Origin of the sequence: uncultured Kluyvera sp., from assembly GCF_902485085.1 — a bacterium.
GTDB classification, from domain to species: domain Bacteria; phylum Pseudomonadota; class Gammaproteobacteria; order Enterobacterales; family Enterobacteriaceae; genus Kluyvera; species Kluyvera ascorbata.
In genome coordinates this window covers 178,148-202,454 of the sequence record NZ_CABTJS010000140.1, presented here as the reverse complement: position 1 = coordinate 202,454, position 24,307 = coordinate 178,148, and the positions used below count along the sequence as shown (strand labels likewise).

Here is a 24,307-nt window from a genome sequence, read left to right as displayed (position 1 = left end):
GGTCTGGAGATCGCGCTTTTGTCTCTGTGACATTCGCTTGTGCGGCTGTGACAGACGCCGCAATTAAACAGATTGCTCTGGCAGAAATGTGCAACAGGTAATAGTTCTTTCATATATTCCCCTGCGAAGCCTTGTTAAAGGCAACATAAATGCAACAATACCAAAACATTTTCATTGCAGAGATGGCGTATGGCAGCGGTAAATGGCGGTGAGACATATCAGGCGTGGCTGGCCAAAATCAACCAGGTGTGCGGGCATTTCGCGGCACGTCCGTTAGATGGCGACTTTCATGGTGAGATAGATACCAGCTACGCGGGCAGCCTCAAGCTCAGCACCGTTACGACCCGCAACGTCAATCTGTTCCGCACCCGCCAGGAGATCCGCAGCGGCAACGATGCCTGGTTCTATACTGTGTTTCAGCTTGCCGGTCAGGCGGATATTGAGCAGGACGATCGTCAGGTGAAGCTGCAAACCGGCGATATGACGCTGATTGACGCGTCGCGCCCCTGCTCTATTCTCTGGCAGCAAACCTCCCGTCAGGTCTCACTGCTGCTACCGCGTCAACTGCTGGAAAACCAGCTGCGCGGCAGCGGAATTAGCGTCGCTACCCGTTTAGATAAATCTCTGCCGATGGTGCAGCTTAGCCAGCGCCTGCTGCATGAGAGCATGAGCAGCCCGCAGCTTTCGGCAAGCGAAAGTGAAGCGGCGCTGGATGCGATGGTGTGCCTGCTGCGCCCGATGCTGCATCAGCGGGAGGTCGCCCCTTCAAGGCGCGAAAAGCAGTTTCAGAAGATCATGACGCTGATTGACGATGCGATTCAGGAAGAGCATCTGCGCCCGGAGTGGCTCGCCGATGAAACCGGTATGTCGGTAAGAAGCCTGTACCGACTGTTTGCCGATAAAGGGTTGGTGGTGGCGCAGTATATCAAGAACCGTCGTCTTGACCTCTGCGCCCAAGCGCTACAACGTGCGCCAGACGACGAAAAGCTCGCCGGCATCGGCTATCGCTGGGGGTTCAGCGACCACAGCCATTTCTCTACCGCCTTCAAGCAGCGGTTCGGTATTTCGCCAGGCGAATACCGCAAGCGTGGTCGCTAAACAAAACTCAAATCAATTATCTTCAACCAGCTGCGACACGTCGTTGCTGTTGATTTCACGCGCATTGCCGTTCTGATCGGTGTAGCTGGTCATGCCGGTCTCTTTATCGAGCTGCGGTTTACCCTGCGTCACAATCGTCTGACCGCTTTTGGTGGTCATCACGTAGTTAGTCGTACAGCCTGCCAGCGCCAGCAGCATTGCGCCCGCGCACAGGAAATATAAAGGCTTTTTCATCATTTCTCCGTTCATTGTCCCCGCCAATGGCAAGGTTAAGTCGGCATATTGTATGCCGGATACGGTGAAATGGGGTATCGACGGGATGTAACAGAAGTTAACGTGATGATTTCCGGGAGGTCAATGGACCTCCCGGCGTACAAATTACAGCGCGATACGAATCACATCGTCAGGCGCGGTGGCCTCTTTCTGACGGGTAGATTCCTGCTTCACGCTGACGTACAGCGTTTTACCGTCGGCGGAGAGCGTCAGGCTGTTCGGGAAGGTTGGCGTTTTGATGGTTTTGGTGACTTTATAGTCTTTCGCATCAATCACCGTCACGGTGCCCGCTTTACGCTGCGTCACGTAAACTTCGTTACGAACCGGGTTAAACTGCACCGCCAGCCCTTCCTGGGTGTCTACCTTCGACAGCACTTTGCCATCTTTCAGGTTCACGACCAGCAGTTCCGGCTGTTTAGAGTCGGTGATAAAGGCACGCTGACCGGCTTTATCCAGGCTGATGTTGATATAGAAGTGCTCTTTGCCGTCATCCTGCAGCTTCTGACGGGTCAGAATTTTGTTGCTTGCGGTATCTATGGTGACCAGTTCACCGTCGCCGTTGGTGACGTACAAGCGCTGTTTATCCGAGTCGACCGCCAGGCCCGTGCCGAAGCTTCCGGTACCGGTAATGGTGGTTTTCAGCGTCAGTTTGTCACCGTCAACAACCCAGACGGAGCTACCATCTTTGCCAATGCCGGTGATGTATACGGTATTGGTTTTCTCATCCACCGCCAGTTCACGCGGCTGCAACGGTTTAACCGTTTCGCTACGCTCACTGCCATCCAGTACCAGGCGTCCCTTCACGTCGCCCGTTTTGGCGTCAATCGCGGTCACCGCACCGTTAATGGTGTTACCAAACCACAGGGTCTGAGTCTGATTATTCAGCGTCGCGCCAAACGGTTTGAGATCGTTATGAATAACCTGCGTCACTTCCAGCGTGACCGGGTCAAGGCGATAAACAATCCCGCCCTTATCGGTTTTACGGCTTTGTGATGTGGCCAGCCACAGCGCATTTTCCTGCTGGCTGTAGGCCATTTCATATGCCCCTTTGCCGACCGCTTTACGCAGCATTTCATCTGCGGCATGCGCGCTAAAGCTTCCCGCCAGCAGGAAAGCACTCAACAACAGAGAACGGCGCAGACGCGGCGCGGACAATTGACGTAATGACATGACGACTCCCTTTGATGAACTTAATGATTTCTGCTTCACATCGCTTCTGGCTTCGCAGCGTCATTGCACTACGTTTATAGATGCGAATAGTAATCATTAATTTATGTAAAGTGGAGCTTTTATTACCACTGGCAACCAATTAGTTTCTATTTCATCACCTGAAATTAACGATTTATGCTGCTAAAGTTTTCAATACATTTACAAAAGTATTAACCTATTGGGGTCTGTTCCATTTGGTACATTTTGCGAGTTTTTCATGAAAATCATAACCGTACGCTCTGTGGCGCTGCCTGCGCTGCTGTTGCCGCTTGTTTTTTCTCCTTTTTCCTGGGCCAATGATGAACAAACGTTAATCGTCACCGCCGCCCCACAGGCCGTTTCTGAGCTGGATACCCCTGCCGCCGTTAGCGTGGTAGACGGCGAAGACATGCGTCACGCCGCACCGCAGGTTAACCTTTCAGAATCGCTGGGCGCTGTGCCGGGTTTGCAGGTACAGAACCGTCAGAACTATGCTCAGGATCTTCAGCTTTCTATACGTGGTTTTGGTTCCCGTTCAACCTTCGGCGTGCGCGGTATTCGTCTGTACGTTGACGGTATTCCGGCCACCATGCCAGACGGTCAAGGACAAACCTCGAACATCGATATCGGCAGCATCGATCACGTTGATGTGCTACGCGGCCCCTTCTCTGCGCTGTACGGTAACGCCTCCGGCGGCGTGGTCAACGTCACCACCCAGACCGGTAAGCAGCCCACCACCATTGAGGCCAACAGCTACTACGGCAGCTATGGTACCTGGCACTACGGCATGAAAGCCAGCGGCGCAGTGGGCGACGGTACCCATGCGGGCGACGTTGACTATACGGTGTCGACGAATCGATTCACCACCCACGGTTATCGCGATCACAGCGCGGCGCGCAAGAACCTCGCCAACGCTAAACTCGGCGTACGGATTAACGACGTCAGCAAGCTGACGCTGCTGTTCAACACCGTCGATATTAAAGCTAACGATCCGGGCGGCCTGACGAAAAGTGAGATGGACGCTGACCGCCAGCAGTCCCCGCGCGGCGACCAGTACAATATGCGTAAAAGCGTGAAGCAAACCCAGGCGGGCCTGCGCTATGAGCGCCAGCTCAGCGAGCAGGACGACCTGAGCGTGATGATGTACGCCGGGGAGCGCCAGACCACGCAGTATCAGTCGATTCCCTATGCACCACAGCAGAAACCAAGCCACTCCGGCGGCGTGATTGACCTCGATCGTCACTATCAGGGCATCGATACCCGTTGGACGCACCGCGGCGAACTGTTAATTCCGGTGACCTTCACCACCGGGCTTAACTACGAAAACATGAACGAGAAGCGCCGGGGCTACGAAAACTACGTCATGAATGGTTCAACGCCAGAATTTGGCGAGAAAGGTAATCTGCGCCGCAACGAACGCAACCTGATGTGGAACCTCGACCCGTATCTGCAAACCCAGTGGCAGCTGACCGAAAAGCTGACCCTGGACGCGGGGGTGCGCTATAGCTCGGTGTGGTTTGACTCCAACGATCACTACGTCACCACGGGCAACGGCGACAGCAGCGGCGATACCAGCTATCACGAATGGCTGCCTGCGGGCTCGTTAAAATACGCGATTACCGATGCATGGAACGTCTATGCCAGCGTTGGCCGCGGCTTTGAAACCCCTACCATCAGCGAACTCTCCTACCGTTCCGGCACGGCAAATGGGCTGAATCTGGATCTTAAGCCTGCCACCAACGAGACCTATGAGATTGGGAGCAAAACGCGTATTGGCAATGGCTTACTCAGCGCCGCGCTGTTCCAGACCAACACCACTAATGAGATAGTCACCGACAGCAACACCGACAGCCGCGCCAGCTACAAAAACGCCGGTAAGACCCGTCGTCAGGGTGCTGAGCTGGCGATTGACCAACAGTTTGCCGAAAACTGGCGCGCCAAAGCGGCATGGACCTGGCTTAACGCCACCTACCGCACCGATGTCTGTGGTGACGGCAGCTGTAACGGCAATCGTATTCCAGGCATCGCCCGCAATATGGGCTTCGCTTCGCTGGGCTATGAACCAGAAAGCGGCTGGTACGCCGGTGCGGACGTGCATTACATGGGCGATATTATGGCCAACGATGCTAACACCGCCCGTGCGCCGTCCTGGACCGTGGTTGGCCTGAATACCGGCTACAAGTTCAATCTCAGCAACTGGACGCTGGACGTCTTCGGGCGCGTTGATAACCTGTTTGACCGCGAATACGTGGGCTCGGTTATCGTGAATGAATCTAACGGGCGATACTACGAACCGGCACCAGGTCGTAACTACGGCGTGGGCGTCAATGTGGCGTGGCGTTTTGAATAATGCATGACGACGTTTCCGGGGCAGCCCGGAAACGTATTTTCCAGACGTAAATTAATGCCGATACTGCTGTTTCAAATACGATGTTGATTCATCAATAATTTGACATATCGCCGAATAACTTTCTGTTGAATCCCTTTTTTCCAGCGCATCCAACAATGGCTGATACACATTTTGATGCTGAAACGGTTCCATTGAATTTAAATATAAAAAATGCAGGCTTGGTCCCGCTCGCACCCATAATTGTTCAATCATTGCCATTAAGGTTGGCATTTCCGCATAGGTGTATATCTGAAATCGAAATTGATAATTAGTATGCAGCATACGGGTTACATCACCGGCAGATTTTGCCTCATGAAAGGCTTCGGAGAGAGACTTTAGTGCCCTCATTTTATCTGCGGTTATATGTTCTGAGGCCGCTGCTGTCGCCATCCCTTCAAGGTTTTTTCGAATCCGGTTAATTTCAAGATAGGCCGAGTTGGTTAGCGCTGGCACCATAAAGGCCTGAGCAGGCGCTGCCTGAAGCGCCCCGAAGGAAACCAGGCGCAGCAGCGCTTCACGCACCGGCGTAATACTGATGCCCTGGTTTATGGCTATTTCTCGGGTGACTAATCGCTCCCCGGGTTTTAACGCCCCCATGACAAGCGCATTCTTGATATTGTTCTCTACTTGCTGTGTCAAACTGATACGTTGTGCTTTGGCAAAATCCAGCATAATTATTATAACTCCGCGTATTTATTTACCCAGACCATTTATAATTAATAGCTGGGGTTTTATTTTTTGCGCAGAAAATACGATATATATTTTTATCACAATTAGATTTAAGCAAAATTAATAGAAAATTAATCATGCGTAAACTATGTAATCTGGCTGCTGAATCGTTAACTACAGCGGCACGTTAAGTCTGACGACCAGATAGGTGCAGGATTTACCGCTGTCGTTAATAAAACGGCAGTCGTTTGGCGGCCCAAGTTCAAGGCAGTCTCCGGTTTGCATTCGATGCGCTGTATCGCCTTCCATAAACAGCAGCTCGCCTTCCTGCATCCAGATAAGCTGTCGCGCCATGGCGTAGGCCGATGCGGGCATCGGGATGTCGCTACCCGCCGGTAGCTCAATTTGCACCAGATCGACCGGAAGCTCGCCGCGTGGCGAGACGTGGCGACGCAGATAGTGGGTCTGCGGATCGTGCCAGACCGGCTGGTCGGCAAATCGCAGCAGCTTCCCTTCCTGCATTTCTGCACGGGCAATCAGCGTCGACATACTGATACTGAAGGCACCCGAAAGCCGCGCCAGCAGCGCCGCTGTTGGGCTGCTCTCGCCGCGTTCAATTTTGTGGATCATCGCCCGGGAGACACCCGCACGCTCGGCCAATTCGCTCAGCGACCAGCTGCGCGACTCACGCTCAATGCGAATTCTTGCACCGATCCGTTGATTTAAGTTGTCTTCAATAGTATTCATATCGTAATAATATAGTGAACAACACTCAGGGTGCAACTCCATGGCTATTCGTTTTGCAACAAAAGAAGACTGTGCCGCCATTGCGGCAATCTATAACCACGCGGTCGTCCATACCGCCGCTATCTGGAACGATAAAACCGTCGATACCGATAACCGTATTGCCTGGTTTGAAGCGCGTCAGCTCGGTCATTTCCCGGTGCTGGTGAGCGAAGAAAACGGTGTCGTAACCGGCTATGCCTCCTACGGCGACTGGCGTAACTTTGACGGTTTCCGCCACACCGTTGAACACTCAGTCTACGTCCATCCGGAACACCAGGGCAAAGGGCTCGGCAATATTCTGCTCGGCGCGCTGATTGATGAGGCCCGCCGTCGCGGCAAGCACATGATGGTCGCGGGTATCGAATCACAAAACCACGCTTCGTTGCACCTGCACGAGAAGCACGGTTTTGTCATCACGGGGCAGATGCCGCAGGTGGGGACTAAGTTTGGTCGCTGGCTGGATCTCACCTTCATGCAGCTGCAGCTCGATAATCGCAGCGACCCGGATGGACAGGCATGAATCAGTCCCTCACGCTGACGTTCCTGATAGCCGCCGGGATTGGGCTGGTTATCCAGAATACGCTGATGGTCCGTATTACCCAGTCAGCCTCCACTATTCTGGTGGCGATGCTGCTGAACTCGTTGGTGGGCATCGTGTTGTTTGTCAGTATTTTGTTGATTAAACACGGGCTCGCGGGCGTAAGCGAGCTGGTGGCGACCATTAAATGGTGGACGCTAATTCCCGGCCTGCTCGGGTCGTTCTTCGTGTTTGCCAGCATCAGCGGCTATCAGTACGTGGGGGCGGCAACGACCATTGCTGTGCTGGTCGCGAGTCAACTCATCGGCGGGCTGGTGATGGACGTCGTCAGAAGCCACGGCGTACCCTGGCGAGCGCTCATCGGGCCGGTATGCGGCGCGGTGATGTTGATTGTGGGAGCATGGCTGGTAGCAAAGCGCCAGTTTTGATGCACAGCCGGGAATGGCGGTAGGCCGGATAAGGCAGCGCCGCCATCCGGCAACGCGCGCCGTACTGCCTGATGGCGCTGCGCTTATCAGGCCTACAAAACCAATCTGGTAGCCCGGCCAAGCGAAGCGCCGCCGGGAACAATGCCAGACTTAAAGAATGGCCCCACCTGAAGTGAGCTGCTCTTTACGCGTCTCTTCCTGCTCGCGCAGGTGTTGACCATGATGTGAAATCGCCACGCGCAGGCGCTGCTGCTGGGTGAAACGATCTTCGCGACTCAGTTCTGGATCGTCGCTTAATACCACCAGCAATTCATTCATATGCGTAATCACGCTTTCCTGCACCGCGGCATCCACGCGCGCGATGACCTCATCCAGATGTGACATATTCACTCCTTAATTGATTTTCACTTTCGAGAAATCGCTGCCCATCAGGCTGACGCTATAACCCGTAATGTTGCTGCGCGTCGCGTAGAAGGTTTTGCCGTTTGCCAGCGCAATCCACGGTGCCTGTTGGTAGAAAATCTCCTGTGCCTGGTCGTAGAGCGCGGCACGCTTAGCCGGGTCGCTCACCACCAGCGCCTTTTTCACCAGACCATCATACTCTTTATTGCACCAGCGCGCGGCGTTAGAGCCCGTTTTAATGCTGTCGCAGCCGAGCAGCGTATTGGCAAAGTTATCCGGATCGCCGTTGTCCGACATCCAGCCGTACAGCGCGCTGTCGTGCTCACCCTTGCGGATACCGGTGAGGTATTCACCCCACTCATAGCTGACGATCTTCGCTTTGATACCCACTTTCGCCCAGTCGTTCTGGATCATCTCCGCAATACGGCGCGAGTTCGGGTTATACGGACGCTGTACCGGCATCGACCACAGGGTCACTTCCGCGCCCTTCTCAAGCCCTGCCTGTTTCAGCAACGCTTTCGCTTTTTCCGGATCGTAACTGTAGTCTTTGAGATCTTTGCTGTAGCCCATCATGTTCGGCGGGATCGGCGATTTTGCCACGGTGCCGGAGCCCATAAACACCGCGTTAACGATAGCCTGTTTGTCGGTGGCGTAGTTTAACGCCTGACGTACCAGCACGTTATCAAACGGCTTTTTCTCGGTATTAAACGCCAGATAGCCGACGTTCAGTGCCTCAACCGCATGCAGCGTCAGATCTTTATTACCCTTAATGACGTCGAACTGAACCGGCGACGGTGCCGGAATTATCTGGCATTCGTTGGTTTGCAGTTTCGCCAGACGCGTTTCCACGTTTGGGGTAATGGAGAAGATCAGATGCTTAGTCGGTACCGCGCCGTCCCAATAGTTCGGGTTTGCCAGGTAACGAATCTGTGAATCCACCTTGTACTGTTGCAGTACGTACGGGCCGGTGCCAATTGGCCAGTTGTCGACGTTTTCCGGCGTGCCTTTTTTCATCATCTGGTCGGCATATTCCGCCGACAGAATCGAAGCGAAGTCCATCCCCCAGTCAGCAAGGAACGCGGCGTTCGGTTCGCTCAGCACAAACTGGACATGATAATCATCGACCTTCTTCACCTCTTTGATGAGCTTATCGAGGCCAACATCGCTGAAGTACTCGTAGTTGCCCTGCGACACTTTGTGATACGGGTGATTGACATCTTTCTGGCGCATGACGGAGAAAATCACGTCATCAGCGTTGAAATCACGCGTTGGTTTGAAGAATTTGTTGCTGTTGAACTTCACGCCCTGACGCAGCGTGAAAGTATAGGTCAGGCCATCCGGAGAGATGGTCCAGTCCGTTGCCAGTGAAGGCACCGGGGTATTTTTCACCGGATCAAAGTTGATCAAGCGGTTATACAGCACCTGCGAGCTGGCCACGAACGACGGGCCGGAGCTGGCAATCTGCGGGTTGAAGGATTCTGGCGATGCTTCGGAACAGTAAACCAGCGTGTCGGTGTTTGCCGCATAGGCGCTTGCCGGTAACAGCGCGCTGAAGGCCAGCGCGAGGAGCGTTTTCCCCGTGGTGTTCCCTGTGATCATGGTTATAAGCCTTTCGATTTTATTATATGGACGGCTTAATAACAGCACAGGGGCAGATAACTGGCAAATAACCAATTTGTCTCAGGTTATGCTGAATAACCGTTTATTGCTGGTTTCTTCATCGCCTGTCTTTTGATTTGACTTAAGTCCAGCCATTCAATGCCGCGAGAATTACCCTATTTACCCCTCTCTTTCGCCGTTTGTTGCTTTTTGCTTTGGGTAAAGTAATCCCGTGAAGAAGTCTATGGGACAGGAACGTGGCAAAAACTCTTTTACGCAGTGGAAGTCTTGATGACTTTCAGGCCGTAGGCGGCGGCGGGCAAACCGTATTTCATTCTGCGCTTCAGGTGCGCGAAACGCTGCGTTTACGCAAACAGCTGGCGTTGGCCGACTGCCTGGCGATACCGCAACTGAATGATGAAGGCGATCGCGTTGACTGGTACTCCCCGGTCGATGGCGAGATCATTGGCTGGAAAGCCGCCGATGAGGCCGAGCGCACCCGCGCGCTACACTATTTAGAAAGCTTGCAAGAAAGCGCCCGAGCGCTCAGTAAAAAATGTCTGCAATCAGATAAAACCGCACAGCAGCTTTTTGGCGCGCTGCTGGAAAAATCGCTGCAGTTTCCCGGCGAAAACCACCTCTTTCTGGTAGCGGGCAAACCAGTTATCAGCTTCTGGGGCTTCGTAAATCTTAACGAAAGCGCGCGTGAAGATGCGCTCGATTGCCTGCGCTACGTCGAGCCGGAAATCATAGTCGAAGAAGAGCCGGTAATCACCGAAGTGCCTGAAGTGGAAGAGCCTGAAGAGGTTCTCGTCACGTTTAGTGAAGCCGATGCTCCGCTTATCTCCGCCAATGAACCATTAATAAACGCCTATACGCTGCCGGTGGAAGAAGCCGAAGAGCCGCATACACCGGCTGCCGCTGTAATAGCAGTGCCAAAAACGCGTCGTCCGCGTTGGGTCTGGGGGCTGCCGCTGGCCGCTGCGGTTGCAGCCGTAGCCATTGCCGTCCCGTTGATGATCCCCACTACGCAGGCTGAGTCAGAACCCGTCGCTCAGGTTGAACCTGCGCCTGTGCCTGCACCAGCCATGCCAAAAGCGCCCGACATGCCGATGCTAATTAGCGATCTGCCGCTGCATCAGGCGAGCGTCAAGCCAGAACCTGTCGTTGAGCCAGAAGAAAAACCGGTGGTGATCGCCGTTATTCCTAAAGATGCGATGGTGATGGATGCCGACCAGCTTCGCGCCGGAACCACCCGCTTCCTGAACGGCACCTGGCGCGTCCAGATGGACGTCAGCGACGCCCACAGTGGCAAAGCGCCAAGCCTGCGTTATCAGATTCAGAACAACAAAGGCACCGCTCGCGTGGTGCGTGAAGGCAGTATCGTCTGCAAAGCGGCGGTCTTCTCTGGCCTGCATCAAAACGGCGAGTTGATGATAAAGAGCCGCGGTAACGCGCAGTGCAGCGACGGCGCACGCTATCCGCTGCCGGAAATTAGCTGCAAGCCTGGCAACAGCAACGTCGCCGTCTGCACCGCACGGTTTGATACTAAAACCGTCGTGCCGTTGACCTTTAAAAAGACGGGAGCCTAAGCCATGTTGGTCACCCTTTGCGATTACAAACAGAGCGTTACGCTGATTGCCAACAGCGGCGTACAGTTCCTGGATTTCGGCCTGAGTCCACAAGAGTCGTTGCAGCACGGGCGCTTCGTGCGCAAAACCGCCAACGGCCCCCTGTTGCGCCTTGATTATGACGTGGTCAATCAGCGCTATACGCTGCCGGGTGAGCCCGGTCGCGCGCCTGAAGTAGTTAAGCCCGAATCCACGCTTGCCCTGCACCACTCGCTGACGCTGCTCGACGGCGTCTGGCTGCCGCTGCCGTTCCTGCGCTTTAACCCGCCACGGACCTTCGTTGAAGGGCCGGATAACTGGGCTCGCGTGCAGATAAGAAAGCTCGCAGAACCGGACAGCGCGGGCAACACTCACCGCGTAACGCTGGCGTTCGACAGCCAGATAAGCCCGGACGATGCGATGTCGCTCTCCCCGGTCGCTGGCGATCTGCTGAACGGCACCCGTTTTGCGTTGGCCTGGCGCGATAATGAAATTGCCGACTTCCTCGATCAGACCTGGATTGACGGCTGGCTGCGCGAAGTGTTCCAGCACACCACTACCGCTCATGAAGCCCGAAGCGAACGTGATATTGCCCAGGCGCTGCGTAGCTTTGAATATCAGGGCCACTGGATGAACATCCTGGCGCTGCTCGGCGAACAGCTGACGGTGCCGGAAATTAAAATGGTCACCGCCACCCTCAGCACGCCTGCAATCCCGGTGGATTTAATTCTGGACGTGGGCAACACCCACACCTGCGGCGTGATCATCGAAGATCACGGCGATGCCAATGACGGCCTGCGTCAGACCGCCGAGCTACAGGTACGCTCGCTAAGCGAGCCGCAATATCTGAACGAACCGCTGTTTACCAGCCGAGTCGAGTTCTCAGAATCCCGCTTTGGCAAGCAGCACTTCTCCGTCGAAAGCGGGCGCGAAGACGCCTTTATCTGGCCATCTCTGGTGCGTGTGGGCGATGAAGCCCGCAAGCTGGCAATGCAGCGCTCCGGCACCGAAGGCTACAGCGGCATCTCCAGCCCGCGCCGCTACCTGTGGGATGAAACTCCAACGGTCCAGGACTGGCGCTTTAGCCAGATGAACGGCAAAACCCAGCGCGAACCGCTGGCGACGGCCTTCCCGTTGATGAACCTGATGAATGATGAGGGCCAGCCACTGTTTACCCTGCCGCCGGACGAGCGCATGCCGGTCTTCTCGCCGCAGTATAGCCGCAGCACCCTGATGACCCACATGCTCTGCGAGCTGCTGGCGCAGGCGCTGGGGCAAATTAACAGCGTGGCTACCCGTCTGCGTCTGGGCTTCCCGGCTTCGCCACGCCAGCTACGTACGCTTATCCTCACCCTGCCGTCGGCGATGCCGAAGCAGGAGCGCGAGATTTTCCGTCGCCGCATGTTTGAAGCCATTGCGCTGGTATGGAAAGCCATGGGCTGGCACCCGCAGGACGACGATTTTGCTAACGTTCGCCTGCAGGAAAAGAGCGTCGTGCCGATTCCGAAAATTCATATGGAATGGGATGAAGCCAGCTGCGGTCAGCTGGTGTGGTTGTACAACGAAGCCATTTCCCATTTTGCCGGACAAACCGAAGCGCTCTTCACCGCGATGGCCCGCCCGGACCGCCAACCCGAAGCCGGTGAAACGGCTGGCCGTACGCTGCGCGTTGCCTCACTGGATCTCGGTGGCGGCACCACCGATATGGCCATCGCCGAGTACCAGTTAGATGACGGTATCGGCGGCAACGTCAAAATCACCCCGCAGCTGCTGTTCCGCGAAGGGTTCAAAATTGCCGGTGATGATGTGCTGCTGGATATTATTCAGCGTTGCGTCCTGCCCGCGCTGCAAACCCAGCTGCAAAAATCGGGCGTCGCCGATGCCCAGGCGCTGATGGCTACGCTGTTTGGCGATTCAGGTCGCTTAGACACGCAGGCAGTGCTGCGCCAGCAGACCACCTTGCAACTGTTTATGCCGATAGGCCACGCGATTCTCGCGGCGTGGGAGCAGAGCGATGTACAGGACCCGCTGGCCGGGTTGCATGCCACCTTTGGTGAATTACTGACGCAAACGCCAACCCGTAACGTCATGAACTATGTCGGGCAGGCCATCGAACACGCCCTGCCTGCCGGAAGCGCGCCGTTTGACCTGCTTGCCGTACCATTGGAAGTCACCTTCAGCACCCTCCAGTCAGCCATGCTGGCAGGCGAATTTACCCTTGCGGGTCCGCTACACGCGCTGTGTGAGGCCATTTCCCATTACCGCTGCGACGTGCTGCTGGTAACCGGGCGTCCTGGCTGCCTGCCGGGCGTCCAGGCGCTGATTCGCTACCTCCAGCCGGTACCGGTTAACCGCATGGTCTGGCTGGATAAATACCACGTTCACGAGTGGTATCCGTTCAGCCAGCAAGGGCGTATTGGCAACCCCAAATCCACCGCCGCCGTCGGCGCGATGCTGTGCAGCCTGGCGCTGGACCTTCGTCTGCCGCACTTTAACTTTAAAGCGGCAGATATCGGCGCCTATTCCACCGTGCGCTATCTGGGCGTACTGGATAAAACCGTCAATACGCTGCGCGATGAGAATATCTGGTATCAGGATCTCGACCTCGATAAGCCCGGCGCGAAGCTCGACGCCCGTCTGCACTTTCCGCTGCGCGGCAACGTCACCCTCGGCTTCCGTCAGCTGGCGAATACCCGCTGGCCAGCCACGCCGCTCTACACCCTGAGTATCAACTCGCCGGAACTGGCCCGCGCCATCGCCGGTGACGGCGTACTGCAGGTACGACTGAAACTTCAGGGCGGGAGCAAAAGCGAAGCGCCACAGGCATTCGTGCTCAGCGATGCGTGGTTGCAGGACGGCACGCCGGTCTCACCGGATGCGCTGACCCTGAAGCTAAATACGTTGGCCGACCGCCGTCATAGCGGCAGCCACTACTGGATTGATAGCGGGAGCGTATTCCTGAAATGACCACCGTACACGCAGTAATGGACTGGCTCGCCACCGAGCGACACGCGCATCCGGCGCTGGATGATGATGCAGATGCCCTGCTTATTCGGCTGCTGGCTCTTGACGCGCAGCAGCAAACGCACCAACAGGCGATAGCGCGCCGCGCCAGTATCGCGCTGTTCGGCCATTCACAGCCGTCTAAAGCGCATCTTCTCCGTACGCTATGCGGCAGCGGCGAAGGTCGCTTGACGGTGCAAAGCGGTAGCAAAACGCTCGACTACTTCAGCCACATCAATCCGGGCCATAGCCTGACGCAAATGGCGCTGCGCTTTAGCCGAGATCAGTCCACGCCGGACGATGCCTTCCCGCTGCGCCTAAAACTGATTAGCGAAGCGGAGCTGGTTCAACTATTTATCACCCACGCCTGGCAGCGCGGCGATGTCCGTCCTCCGGACAGCAGCGTTATCGCCCAACGCCTGCGCGGCTGGCAAAGTTTACGCCAGCCGCAGCCGGTTCCAGGTCTGACGGCGACGGACATAGCCACCATCAGCCGATTCTGGCGCGACACGCTGCCAACGGCCTATCAGCAGATTGATGATGCGCTGTGGTATCAGTTTGCTCACCTGCTGCCGTCTTTGGATCTCAGCGCTCGCGCTCGCGCCTGGTCGTTGCTGTGGGGTGAACAACAGGAACTTACCCAGCAGTGGTTAACGCTTGCCCATACGCTGCATCAGTTGGGCAATCGCCGGGAAGTGATGGCGCCGCTGAGCCTGCTGGTTGATGCGTTCGCCCTGCCGATGGATGCTTTCTTAACGCCGGGTGGCGAAACCGACGATGCCGTTCTGGTGCATCCCTTAACCCACGACGGCTACCAGAACGCCGTCAGTGTGCCGGTCACGACGCTGGCGCAGCTTACGCTGGAACTGGTGCTCAGCACCGAACACGGCGTGCTGGATAACGTCGATATTATCGATATTCCCGTACCACCACGGGATGAAGCGTCTCCGCTATGGGTCTGCAAATGCCGCTGGTTGCTGGATTACTACCGCCAGCAACAGCAGCCGGACATTCTGCTCACCTGTAACGCCACCGCCCAGCGAACGGCGATTCCGGACACCGCAAAAACGCTGCTGCGTTGGGTAACCGAAACTCAACCCGTGCAGGAGAATAAACTGCCGGGTCTGGTGTGGGCCATTACGCCGGAAGACGACCGCTTCGTGCATAAACGTCATTTCGATGAAGCGATCCAACAGTTGGTGGGCAAACCCGGTCAGCATTGGGGAACCCTGCAAGCGCTCGATCACAGTAGCCTACAGCGCCTGATTGAGTGGCTGTCTCAGGCCTCACAGTCAGAATTACGCCAGCGTCGTTTCGCCGCGATGGCGACTGCCCGTCAGCAACAGTTACGCACGCTGTGCCAGCCGCTGCTGGCTCCGGCGCAGCCAGACACCGCAAAAGTCGAAGCCATGATCCGCGAACTACAGACGCACGCCGCACGCCATGGTGAGCTGCTGGAAAGCCTACTGCCTGAACTTGCGGCATTCGATGCCCTTTGCCAGGTTCAGCAGCAGCGCGAAGAGAAAGTCAGCGGCCTGTTTAATGATGCGGTAGACCTGTTCGCCGCACCAGAATCGGTGATGGAAAATACGCTGGTTCATCAGGATCATGGCTCGCAGGCCTACGCGCTGTGGTGTAAACATTTACGTCAATGGAGCCGTCAGCCACATGCCCTGCTCAGCGCCGATTCGCAGCAGCAGCTCGCCTTATCGCTTCTCGTTGCCAGCCAGCGTCTGGCGCTGGCGCAGCAGCTGCGACGCGCCAGCGCCGAACAGCAGGCCGGTGCCGCACAGCTTCGGGCTATTATCGGCAACTTCATTAACTGGCTGGGCTACGCAGAGCAACCTGTGTCGCAACGCCCGGCAAGCCGCATCGCCAAAGGTGAGGCCATTTTCGCCCTCCCCGCCGCGCCATCCCGTGTGCGTCTTACCCAGCTAGGTGAGCAGCCGGTACATGCCGCAACGCGCTACGTTTATGATTGGCTGGTAGCGCTTTATGCGCGCAGCACCGAACCAGGTGAAGCCGTTAACCCGCTGGCATTAAACCGTGACGCACAGCAAACGCTACAAACGATTCTCCGGTAACCCCTCGGCGGCACAAGGATGTGAACCGCTTTCAAAAGCTGAAAAAAAACGTGCGAAATCCGCATCACGGATATTCAACCCGCGGGAGCCTCTTTACACTCGATAAATAACCCGAGTCGATAAGAGGCCACCATGACCATCACCTGTACCCTATTTATTCGCGGCGAAGCCTGCGCCGCGCAAAACGCCGCCACCTTCACACGCCAGAATCCGGTCACCCAAGAGACGGCGAGCATTGCGCCTGCCGCCACGCTGAAAGATGCCACCCGCACCGCCGATGCCGCCGCCGCCGCGTTTCCACAGTGGCGCGATACGTCGCCAGGTGAGCGTCGCCGTCTGCTGCTGGCCGCCGCGGATGAGTTGGAAAAACGCAGCGAGCAGTTTGTCGCTACCATGAACGCCGAAACCGGCGCTACGCCGCACTGGGCGGGGTTCAATGTGCACCTCGGGGCTGATATTCTGCGCGAAGCCGCGGCGCTGACCACGCAGATTGACGGTCAGGTGATCCCGTCAAATATTCCCGGTAATCTGGCGATGGCCACCCGCCAGGGCGCGGGCGTCGTGCTCGGTATGGCGCCGTGGAATGCGCCGATTATTCTGGCGGTACGCGCTATCGCCACGCCGCTTGCCTGCGGCAATACGGTGATCCTTAAAGGCTCCGAACTTTCACCGGCGACACAAGGGTTGATTATTGCCTCGCTGGCAGCGGCGGGCTTCCCGGCAGGCGTGGTGAACTATCTTACCTGTGCGCCGCAGGATGCTCCCGCGCTGGTTGAGACCTTAATTGCCCACCCCGGCGTACGGCGGATTAACTTCACCGGCTCTACGCCGGTTGGGCGAATCATTGCCCAGACCTGTGCTAAACACCTTAAGCCGGTGGTGCTCGAACTCGGCGGTAAAGCGCCGTTGCTGGTGCTGGATGACGCGGATATCGACCAGGCCGCCGCTGGCGCGACCTTCGGAGCCTTTGCTAACGCTGGGCAGATCTGTATGTCGACCGAGCGCATTATCGTTGAGCAGGCGGTTGCCGAACCGTTTATTCAGGCGCTCGTTAAACGGGTCAATGCGCTGCCGAATGGCGTACTGGGTTCGGTAGTGGATAACAAAACCGTGGAGCGCTGTAATGCGCTGATTGATGACGCGCTGGCCCAAGGTGCGACGCTATTGACCGGTGGGAAAGCGGAGTCAACATTCATGTCCGCCACGCTGCTTGATGGCGTCACACCGGCTATGCGTATCTGGCACGAGGAGTCATTCGGTCCGGTGAAAGCCGTTATACGTGCGAATGACCAACAGGATGCCGTGCGGATAGCCAATGACAGCGCCTACGGGCTTTCATCCGCCGTCTACAGTCGGGATACCGCCCGCGCGTGGAACGTGGCGCAGGCTCTACAAACCGGAATCTGTCACATCAATGGCCCTACGGTCCACGATGAAGCCCAAATGCCGTTTGGCGGCACCAAAGATTCTGGATACGGACGCTTTGGTGGTCGAGCGGGGATACATGAATTTACGGAACTGCGCTGGGTGACAATGCAGACGCAGCCGCGAAAGCTGCCGTTCTAGTGAATTTTTAGCATTCGTGACATGCCAATCGTCCTTTCGCAAAGCCAATAAACCATGTCACGCGGTTTATTGGCCGGCAGCCTACGCTAATCCAGCAACACTTTGCCCTGTAAATAGGTTCGCGCGACGCCGCTCATCAACACTCGCTCTCCCACCCATTCACAGCGGATATCACCGCCTCGCGCAGAAACCTGCCGCGCCAACATCTGCGTTTTAGCCAATTTTTCACCCCAGTATGGGATTAGCATGGTATGCGCAGAACCGGTAACCGGATCTTCCCACACCGCTTCTCCCGGAGAGAAAAATCGGCTGACAAAATCGTATTCACCGTCGCCTGGTGCCGTCACGGAGACCTTATGTTCGCCAGGGATCATCGCGCTGATATTCGGTTTCAGCGCTTCAACTTGCTGGCGGCTCTCAAGCTCAATAACCCAAGCACGACCTTTGCGTGCATTCACATAGTGGCTCAGGTCAAGCGCTTGCAGCATGTCTGCTGGCGGCACGGCGTCGTGGGTTGGGCAGGCTGGGAAATCCAGCGTCAGCCATGCTTCGCGTCGAGAGACGGTTAGGCGCCCGGAGAGCGTCTCGAAGTGAACGCGTTCATCGGGATAGTGAAGGTGCTGAAAGACAACATGCGCGCTAGCAAGCGTGGCATGACCACAAAGATTGACTTCATTTTGGGTCGTAAACCAGCGCAGGGAGAAACCGCTGCGTTGTTTCACGATAAACGCCGTTTCCGATTGATTATGTTGCTGAGCCATTCTCAATAGCGTTTCATCGGGTAGCCAGTCATCCAGCAGGCAGACCGCCGCCGCGTTGCCGCCAAAAGCCCGGTCGCTGAAGGCATCAACCATATAAAAATCAATCTCGTGCATGCGTATTCCCTCGTCATCAGTGCGTCATAGCAAACTGACACAAAAAATTAACATCGACAAGTCTCTTTGTTTTTGCAAAAGGTGACAACGTCACACAAATATAATAATGAGAGGTATGTCACAAAACGATTGTATTTGCCGCATTATTCGCTTTAAGATCGTACGTCTCTTCTTTTTTCTAACGCTCCCGGTGCATTTTTATGACAACAAACACGGTCTCTCGTCGGATCGCGTGGCTTCGGGTAGTCACGCTGGCTATCGCTGCTTTTATCTTCAATACCACTGAATTTGTGCCGGTTGGCCTGCTGTCTGATATAGCCAGCAGCTTCGGTATGGAAACGGCGCAGGTGGGCATTATGCTGACCATCTACGCCTGGGTCGTGGCGCTGATGTCACTGCCTTTTATGCTGCTCACCAGCCAGATTGAACGCCGTAAGCTATTGATTGGGCTGTTTGTCTTATTCATTGCCAGCCACGTGCTGTCGTTCCTTGCGTGGAACTTTACCGTGCTGGTTATCAGCCGTATCGGTATTGCCTTTGCCCACGCGGTGTTCTGGTCAATTACCGCCTCTTTAGCCATTCGCATGGCTCCCGCCGGTAAACGCGCTCAGGCGCTGAGCCTGCTGGCCACCGGTACGGCGCTGGCGATGGTATTTGGGATCCCGCTTGGCCGTATCGTGGGCCAGTACTTCGGTTGGCGAACCACCTTCTTTGCCATTGGCGTGGGTGCGTTGATAACCATGCTGGCGCTGATAAAACTGCTGCCGCGCCTGCCAAGCGAACACTCCGGTTCACTGAAAAGCCTGCCGTTGCTGTTCCGTCGCCCGGCGCTGGTGAGCATCTATTTGCTTACCGTGGTAGTGGTGACCGCGCATTATACCGCCTACAGCTATATTGAACCGTTTGTGCAGACCGTCGCCGGGCTGAGCGGCAACTTTGCGACCATTCTGCTGCTGGTGCTTGGCGGTGCGGGGATTATTGGCAGCGTGATTTTTGGCAAACTGGGCAATCTGCACGCATCGGGGTTAATCAGCAGCGCAATTGGCTTGCTGCTTGCCTGTCTGCTGTTGTTGCTTCCCGCGGCGCAGGATGCGGCGCACCTGGCAGTGTTAAGCATCTTCTGGGGCATCGCCATTATGGTTATCGGTCTCGGTATGCAGGTGAAAGTGCTGGCGCTGGCACCGGATGCTACCGACGTGGCGATGTCGCTATTTTCCGGGATTTTTAATCTTGGGATTGGCGCAGGTGCGCTGCTTGGAAGCCAGATCAGTACCCATTTGTCGATGTCGTCGATTGGCTATGTGGGCGCCGTACCGGCACTCGCGGCGCTTATCTGGTCGGTAGTGATTTTCCGCCGCTGGCCTGCGGCATCGTTAGAGGAACAGGCGCATCAGCATTGATGCGCTCAGCCGGGCTACAACGCTGAACGTAGCCCGGCCGGGGAAACCTTACGCGTGATACGTCGTAATAATTTCCAGCACGCCGTTAATAATAAACTGCACGCCCATACACACCAGCAGGAAGCCCATCAGACGGGAAATGGCTTCAATGCCCCCTTTCCCGACCAGACGCATAATCGCCCCTGAACTGCGTAAACATCCCCACAGAATGACCCCCACCAGCGCAAAGATAATCGGCGGTGCTACCAGAATCACCCAATCCGGGAAGTTGGCGCCATGTTTTACCGTCGAGGCGGAACTGATGATCATGGCAATCGTTCCTGGGCCTGCGGTGCTTGGCATGGCGAGCGGCACAAATGCAATATTCGCGGTCGGCTCATCCTCCAGCTCTTCTGATTTGCTGCGCGCCTCCGGCGAGTCATGCGCCTTCTGCTGCGGGAACAGCATGCGGAAACCAATAAAGGCGACAATCAAGCCCCCGGCGATACGCAGCCCAGGTATTGATATCCCGAATGTATTCATCACCACCTGGCCCGCATAATAGGCCACCATCATAATGGCGAAGACGTACACCGAGGCCATCAGCGACTGCCGGTTGCGCTCTGCGCTGTTCATATTACCCGAGAGCCCGAGGAACAGCGCTACGGTCGTTAAAGGGTTTGCCAGCGGCAGTAATACCACCAGCCCAAGCCCAATTGCCTGAATAAGTTCCTTCATAAACGTCTCAAAATCCTGTCTGTTTGACGAAAAAATACATGCTGTACACCAGGCCATTCCCCACCAGCGCAGCATATCTGGCTTCGGGAAGGCTAAGTACAGGATATCCTATTTATGGCTGTCTGAACCGTTTTAGCAATTCGTGGCATCGCTCCATTCATTCAGTTGACTTATGGTTGCATGAGAAATAATATCCACCGCAACTAAAGTACTTGCCAGGGCAACCACTGTGAACAGCACAAGCGATCTCTTCAATGAAATGATTCCACTTGGGCATCTGATTCACATGGTTAACCAGAAAAAAGATCGCTTACTCAACGAGCATTTATCGCCAGAAGACATTACCGCTTCGCAGTTCAGAGTGCTTTGCTCTATTCGCTGCAAAGGCAGTATCACTCCCGTGGAGTTGAAAAAGACCCTGTCGGTGGATCTGGGCGCGCTCACTCGCATGCTTGATCGTTTGCTGTGTCGGGGCTGGATAGCCCGGTTACCTAATCCAAACGACAAGCGGGGTGTATTGATTCAACTGACGCCAGAAGGCGCCACTATTTGTGAACAATGCCACCAGCTCGTTGGGCAAAACCTGCACCAGGAATTAACAAAAAACTTAACGGCAAATGAAGTTGCGACGCTCGAACTTCTCCTTAAAAAAATATTGCCGTAAACAGAAGAAGAGGTAAGACGATGTCCAGACGTAACACTGACGCTATTACTATTCATAGCATTTTGGACTGGATCGAGGATAACCTGGAATCACCGCTGTCACTGGAAAAAGTGTCAGAGCGTTCTGGTTACTCAAAATGGCACCTGCAGCGGATGTTCAAAAAAGAGACCGGTCATTCATTAGGTCAGTACATCCGCACCCGTAAGCTGACGGAAATCGCCCAGAAGTTAAAAGAAGGCAATGAGCCCATTCTCTATCTGGCCGAACGTTACGGTTTTGAATCGCAGCAGACGCTGACGCGAACGTTTAAAAACTACTTTGATGTGCCACCGCACAAGTATCGCGTAACGAATATGCGTGAAGACTCTCGCTACCTGTTCCCTATTAATCACTGTGTCTGCTAATCGCCTGCAATAAGACGTATCGAGGAAAGAATGAAACTGTTCGCTGCCGTTGCTCTCGTCACCCTGACGATGGCCGCAAGCGTAAGCTATGCGGAACAACTACCGGCACAAAATAACGCCCATCAAACCATGCTGATGCCTTCTGCCAGCAACCAGTCGCCGTTTGATTTTAATCATATGGCCGCCGGTAGCGATAAATCAGATGAACTGGGCGTACCGTATTACAACGATAACAATCGCTAAACGCTGTTGCCCCGCTCCGGCGGGGCTTTTTTATTGCCCTATCCCTTCACCGCTCGGCGAAATCCCGGGATCTTCAGACCAAAGACGTTAATCAACAGCCCGGCCATAATCAGCAGTGCGCCCACCAATTGCATGGCCGTCAGCGTCTCATCCAGCAGCAGCGCTGCGCTAGCCAGCCCAACCACCGGTACCAGCAACGACAGCGGTGCCACGCGCCAGGTTTCATAACGCCCCAGCAGTGAGCCCCATATCCCATAGCCAATGATACTCGCAACAAAAGAGAGGTAGGCCAGCGACAGCACGGTGGTGAGATTAATATGAATGAGGCTTTGCGCCATCAGGTGTGGGCCTTCGAACACCCATGAGCTCAGCATAAACGGCCCTATCGGAATCAGCGCGCTCCATACCACCAGCGACATCACGCCGGTTTTCGACGGGTGCAGCATAATCTTTTTGTTGAAGATATTGCCGCACGCCCAACAAAGTGCGGCGCCCAGCGTCAGCATAAAGCCCAATAGCTGCACGTGCTGCCCGGTCATACTGGTCTCAATCAGCACCAGCACGCCAAACACGGCCAGCGAGATCCCCACCAGTTGCTTACGCTGCAAGCGTTCACCGAAGACAAACGCCCCAAGAATGATGGTAAAGAAGGCCTGCGCCTGGAGGACCAGTGACGCTAATCCGGCTGGCATGCCGAAGTTAATGGCGCAGAACAAGAAGGCAAACTGGCCAAAGCTGATGGTCAGCGCATAGCCCAGCAACAACGGCAGCGGTACACGGGGGCGCGGCACAAAGAACAGCGCAGGAAAGGCGACAAACAGGAAGCGAAGTCCCGCCAGCAGCAGCGGCGGCATGCCATGCAGCCCAACTTTGATAACCACAAAATTCAGTCCCCATACCACCACTACCAGCAGTGCTAGAAGCCCATCTTTACGCGTCATACACGCTCCACCGTTTTTTAAATTTATGTAAACACATTCAAAGTAACGAAAAATTCAGCCCAGGAATAGATCATTATTTCTGGCAGGCTGCGATCGCACTTCCCGACACGGACTTATCTATACAAGCTTCTTATGGCGTGATATTTGTGAAAGAGATAACAAAAAAAAACACAACCACATCTCTCGGGCAGGAAAATGAAACCAACAACCAGACGATCCACGATTGCGCTGCTGGCCTCGTCGTTACTATTAACCATCGGGCGCGGTGCAACGCTGCCGTTTATGACTATTTACCTCACGCGGCAGTACGCAATGAAGGTAGACGCTATCGGCTATGCGCTGTCCATCGCCCTGGTAGTCGGCGTCATCTTTAGCCTTGGCTTCGGTATTCTGGCGGACAAGTTCGATAAGAAACGCTATATGCTGATAGCCGTGACGTTTTTTATCGCCGGTTTTGTCGCGATCCCGCTAGTACACAACGTGCCGCTGGTGGTGTTCTTTTTCTCGCTGATCAACTGCTCGTACTCGGTTTTCTCAACCGTTCTGAAGGCGTATTTCTCCGATACGCTGACGGCAACGACCAAAGCGCGCATCTTTTCGCTTAACTACACCTTCCTCAATATTGGCTGGACCATTGGCCCGCCGATTGGCACGCTGCTGGTGATGTACAGCATTAACCTGCCGTTCTGGCTGGCGGCGATTTGCGCTGCGTTCCCGCTGCTGTTTATCCAGCGCTACGTGGTACGCGTCAATTCCGCTGAAATGACGGAGACACCGGTGGCCTGGTCGCCGTCCGTGCTGTTGCACGACCGGGCGCTGCTGTGGTTTACCCTTTCCGGCCTGCTGGCCTCGTTCGTTGGCGGCTCATTCGCCACCTGTATGTCGCAGTACGTTCTGACGTTTGGCGATAGCACTTTTGCCGAGAAAGTGGTGGCGGTGATCCTGCCGGTTAACGCCGCGGTGGTGGTGACGTTGCAGTACGCCATCGGTCGCCGCTTAACGGCCAGCAATCTGAAACCGCTAATGACCTTCGGCACCCTGTGTTATGTGCTGGGTCTGGCCGGTTTTATGATATCGGGAAGCAACCTTCTGTTCTGGGGGCTGGCAGCGGCGGTCTTTACGCTGGGTGAGGTTATTTACGCGCCGGGTGAATATATGCTGATTGATAACATTGCCCCACCGGGCATGAAGGCCAGCTATTTCTCTGCACAAGCGCTGGGCTGGCTTGGTGCTGCGCTGAACCCGCTGTTGACCGGGCAGATACTGACGCATTTCGCGCCTTACGCGCTGTTCCCTATTATGATGGTGGTTATCGTGCTGGCGTGGTGGCTGATTATTCGCGGCATTAAGGCCAGTTCCTGGGGAGCGACGGTTAGCGTTGCGTGAAGGGTTTCCCGGGGTCGGCGTTCCGCCTCGCCCGGGCTACCCGT

General features: G+C 55.6%; 22 protein-coding genes. 13 read left to right on the top strand and 9 right to left on the bottom strand.

What is annotated here, in order from left to right:
• The first annotated feature begins 189 nt into the window (after positions 1-189).
• Positions 190-1,098 carry a transcriptional regulator FeaR gene (gene feaR, locus RDN66_RS17580; protein WP_123651979.1) on the top strand — a complete coding sequence of 303 codons (909 nt, stop codon included), beginning with the start codon at positions 190-192 and terminating at the stop codon, positions 1,096-1,098.
• A gap of 12 nt (positions 1,099-1,110) precedes the next feature.
• Here the strand turns inward: feaR and RDN66_RS17575 are convergent, their stop codons facing one another.
• The gene (locus tag RDN66_RS17575) at positions 1,111-1,332 is read right to left on the bottom strand and encodes a YgdI/YgdR family lipoprotein (RefSeq protein WP_035897298.1); all 222 of its coding nucleotides are present in this window, start codon (positions 1,330-1,332) and stop codon (positions 1,111-1,113) included.
• A 144-nt stretch (positions 1,333-1,476) separates the two neighbouring features.
• Positions 1,477-2,541, bottom strand: a complete 1,065-nt coding sequence (locus RDN66_RS17570; RefSeq protein ID WP_308538079.1) for a YncE family protein — start codon at positions 2,539-2,541, stop codon at positions 1,477-1,479.
• Between the two features lie 256 nt (positions 2,542-2,797).
• On the opposite strand from RDN66_RS17570, the gene pqqU reads away from it, so the two are divergent.
• On the top strand, positions 2,798-4,909 hold the full coding sequence (pqqU, locus tag RDN66_RS17565; protein WP_308538078.1) for a TonB-dependent receptor PqqU: 2,112 nt from the start codon (positions 2,798-2,800) through the stop codon (positions 4,907-4,909).
• A gap of 51 nt (positions 4,910-4,960) precedes the next feature.
• Here pqqU and RDN66_RS17560 read toward each other — a convergent pair whose 3' ends face one another.
• Complete coding sequence (locus RDN66_RS17560) at positions 4,961-5,620, bottom strand: GntR family transcriptional regulator (RefSeq protein ID WP_308538077.1); 660 nt, start codon at positions 5,618-5,620, stop codon at positions 4,961-4,963.
• Positions 5,621-5,791: 171 nt separating this feature from the next.
• Positions 5,792-6,364, bottom strand: coding sequence for an XRE family transcriptional regulator (locus RDN66_RS17555; RefSeq protein ID WP_248538843.1), 573 nt, complete (start codon positions 6,362-6,364; stop codon positions 5,792-5,794).
• Between the two features lie 40 nt (positions 6,365-6,404).
• On the opposite strand from RDN66_RS17555, the gene RDN66_RS17550 reads away from it, so the two are divergent.
• Both RDN66_RS17550 and RDN66_RS17545 read left to right on the top strand, forming a co-directional pair.
• Positions 6,405-6,923: a GNAT family N-acetyltransferase gene (locus tag RDN66_RS17550; RefSeq protein ID WP_202217966.1), complete on the top strand. Its 519-nt coding sequence runs from the start codon at positions 6,405-6,407 to the stop codon at positions 6,921-6,923.
• Positions 6,920-7,369 (top strand): DMT family transporter, encoded by a 450-nt coding sequence (locus RDN66_RS17545; protein ID WP_123651973.1) that lies wholly within the window; start codon positions 6,920-6,922, stop codon positions 7,367-7,369. Before RDN66_RS17550 ends, RDN66_RS17545 begins: the two co-directional genes overlap by 4 nt.
• Positions 7,370-7,519: 150 nt before the next feature.
• Here the strand turns inward: RDN66_RS17545 and RDN66_RS17540 are convergent, their stop codons facing one another.
• Positions 7,520-7,753 (bottom strand): DUF2526 family protein, encoded by a 234-nt coding sequence (locus tag RDN66_RS17540; RefSeq protein WP_035897830.1) that lies wholly within the window; start codon positions 7,751-7,753, stop codon positions 7,520-7,522.
• A 9-nt stretch (positions 7,754-7,762) separates the two neighbouring features.
• Positions 7,763-9,370, bottom strand: coding sequence for an ABC transporter substrate-binding protein (locus RDN66_RS17535; RefSeq protein ID WP_202217965.1), 1,608 nt, complete (start codon positions 9,368-9,370; stop codon positions 7,763-7,765).
• Between the two features lie 257 nt (positions 9,371-9,627).
• Between RDN66_RS17535 and RDN66_RS17530 the strand changes: the two genes are divergently transcribed.
• The 4 genes from RDN66_RS17530 to RDN66_RS17515 all read left to right on the top strand — a co-directional run bounded on the left by RDN66_RS17530 (position 9,628) and on the right by RDN66_RS17515 (position 17,633).
• Positions 9,628-10,962, top strand: coding sequence for an SrfA family protein (locus RDN66_RS17530; RefSeq protein WP_202217964.1), 1,335 nt, complete (start codon positions 9,628-9,630; stop codon positions 10,960-10,962).
• A gap of 3 nt (positions 10,963-10,965) precedes the next feature.
• Positions 10,966-13,947, top strand: coding sequence for a virulence factor SrfB (locus RDN66_RS17525; RefSeq protein WP_202217963.1), 2,982 nt, complete (start codon positions 10,966-10,968; stop codon positions 13,945-13,947).
• Positions 13,944-16,067, top strand: a complete 2,124-nt coding sequence (locus RDN66_RS17520) for a virulence factor SrfC family protein (protein ID WP_202217962.1) — start codon at positions 13,944-13,946, stop codon at positions 16,065-16,067. The genes RDN66_RS17525 and RDN66_RS17520 overlap by 4 nt, the downstream gene beginning before the upstream one ends.
• Positions 16,068-16,199: 132 nt before the next feature.
• A complete protein-coding gene (locus RDN66_RS17515; RefSeq protein WP_202217961.1) occupies positions 16,200-17,633 on the top strand; it encodes an aldehyde dehydrogenase in 1,434 nt (477 codons plus the stop codon).
• Positions 17,634-17,719: 86 nt separating this feature from the next.
• Here the strand turns inward: RDN66_RS17515 and RDN66_RS17510 are convergent, their stop codons facing one another.
• On the bottom strand, positions 17,720-18,508 hold the full coding sequence (locus RDN66_RS17510) for a PhzF family phenazine biosynthesis protein (protein WP_202217960.1): 789 nt from the start codon (positions 18,506-18,508) through the stop codon (positions 17,720-17,722).
• Positions 18,509-18,708: 200 nt separating this feature from the next.
• Between RDN66_RS17510 and RDN66_RS17505 the strand changes: the two genes are divergently transcribed.
• Positions 18,709-19,908, top strand: coding sequence for a sugar transporter (locus RDN66_RS17505; RefSeq protein ID WP_035895732.1), 1,200 nt, complete (start codon positions 18,709-18,711; stop codon positions 19,906-19,908).
• Positions 19,909-19,956: 48 nt separating this feature from the next.
• Here RDN66_RS17505 and RDN66_RS17500 read toward each other — a convergent pair whose 3' ends face one another.
• Complete coding sequence (locus tag RDN66_RS17500; RefSeq protein WP_035895733.1) at positions 19,957-20,625, bottom strand: MarC family NAAT transporter; 669 nt, start codon at positions 20,623-20,625, stop codon at positions 19,957-19,959.
• Positions 20,626-20,854: 229 nt separating this feature from the next.
• Between RDN66_RS17500 and marR the strand changes: the two genes are divergently transcribed.
• Genes marR through marB form a run of 3 tightly spaced genes read left to right on the top strand, consistent with a single transcriptional unit; the run spans position 20,855 to position 21,936 of the window.
• Positions 20,855-21,289 (top strand): multiple antibiotic resistance transcriptional regulator MarR, encoded by a 435-nt coding sequence (gene marR, locus RDN66_RS17495; RefSeq protein WP_035895735.1) that lies wholly within the window; start codon positions 20,855-20,857, stop codon positions 21,287-21,289.
• A gap of 20 nt (positions 21,290-21,309) precedes the next feature.
• On the top strand, positions 21,310-21,693 hold the full coding sequence (gene marA / locus RDN66_RS17490) for an MDR efflux pump AcrAB transcriptional activator MarA (RefSeq protein WP_035895737.1): 384 nt from the start codon (positions 21,310-21,312) through the stop codon (positions 21,691-21,693).
• A gap of 30 nt (positions 21,694-21,723) precedes the next feature.
• Entirely contained in the window at positions 21,724-21,936 is a 213-nt protein-coding gene (gene marB, locus RDN66_RS17485; protein WP_035895739.1) for a multiple antibiotic resistance protein MarB, read from the top strand.
• Positions 21,937-21,974: 38 nt separating this feature from the next.
• Here the strand turns inward: marB and eamA are convergent, their stop codons facing one another.
• The gene (gene eamA / locus RDN66_RS17480) at positions 21,975-22,877 is read right to left on the bottom strand and encodes an O-acetylserine/cysteine exporter (RefSeq protein WP_123651965.1); all 903 of its coding nucleotides are present in this window, start codon (positions 22,875-22,877) and stop codon (positions 21,975-21,977) included.
• 195 nt (positions 22,878-23,072) lie between these two features.
• Here eamA and ydeE point away from each other — a divergent pair, with 195 nt between their 5' ends.
• The gene (ydeE, locus tag RDN66_RS17475; RefSeq protein ID WP_035895742.1) at positions 23,073-24,263 is read left to right on the top strand and encodes an efflux MFS transporter YdeE; all 1,191 of its coding nucleotides are present in this window, start codon (positions 23,073-23,075) and stop codon (positions 24,261-24,263) included.
• The last annotated feature ends 44 nt before the right edge of the window (positions 24,264-24,307 follow it).